This is a genomic window from Oleiphilus sp. HI0123 (genome assembly GCF_001635315.1).
The window spans coordinates 1-897 of the sequence record NZ_LWGE01000009.1 but is presented as its reverse complement, the minus strand read 5'-3'; the positions used below and the strand labels follow the sequence as shown (position 1 = coordinate 897).

Sequence of the window (897 nt, the reverse complement as noted above, 5' to 3'; positions counted from 1 at the left end):
GTAATGATAGGTTTTTCATCAACGCCAGCTTCACTGGCTTTTAGTTGGATTGGTGTGCCAGCGGTGAAGTCAGTGAACTGGAAGCAGCCATCAATATCAGTGCTAGTTGATTGGTCAGATAAAGCTGTTTGGCTAAGTAATATATCAGCATTGACTGCTACACCGTTCTTTTCAAAGCAGCCGGTAATGCCAAACGGGATAACCCCTGTTTCGATAGCGTAAATCGTAGCGGTGGTTTGGTCTGTGTGCCAAAGATATTCGCCGTTCCAACTTAATCCTTTAGGGTCAGCTCCTGGTGTGTCAAAGAAGTCAACAACGCTACCGTCGCTTGGGTCAATGCGGTAAACCTTGAGTTCTTCTTGGTCAGCTACCCATAAGTCTCTACCGTCCCAGGTAATACCAAAAGGGCGAGCATTAGTGACTGAGGGGTTAGATTGGTATGAAGGTAAAGAGGAGGGGCCTGGTAAAGACAAAAGAAGCGCACCATCTTCAGGGCGTACTTTATTGATAGTGTTAGTTTGCCAGTCTACGACCCAAAAGCTATGACCGTCGTATGTCATGTCGGTGGGTGATGGGAATGCCAGTGACGCGAGTGCATTCTCCGATTCGAGGTTATCACCATCTACCGGGTCTACTTTTATGATGTCGTCAGTTATAGGGCTGGCATTTCATAAATAGTTTTCAGCAAAAGTCAGACCGCCGCCGCCACAGTATTGGCCTGCAGGCGTTGCGCCACAAGTAGGGATGGGGTTGCCATCGCTATTTATTGGTGGGTTATCGGTGTCTGCAAGAGGAAGGTTTAAATCACTGTCGCCTGCAGAGAACAATAGTACGTCGTCACCTACGTCACTTGTGCCCATGTCATCATATATATCTTCAGGATATACCCGGTATATT

The 897-nt window shown here is 47.2% G+C and carries 2 protein-coding genes; both read right to left on the bottom strand.

Going from position 1 to position 897, the window contains the following annotated elements; genetic code table 11:
- On the bottom strand, positions 1 to 560 hold a 560-nt coding region (locus A3761_RS00145), incomplete at its 3' end, for a YncE family protein (protein WP_197472666.1).
- Between the two features lie 108 nt (positions 561 to 668).
- On the bottom strand, positions 669 to 897 hold a 229-nt coding region (locus A3761_RS26450; RefSeq protein ID WP_197472665.1), incomplete at its 5' end, for a hypothetical protein.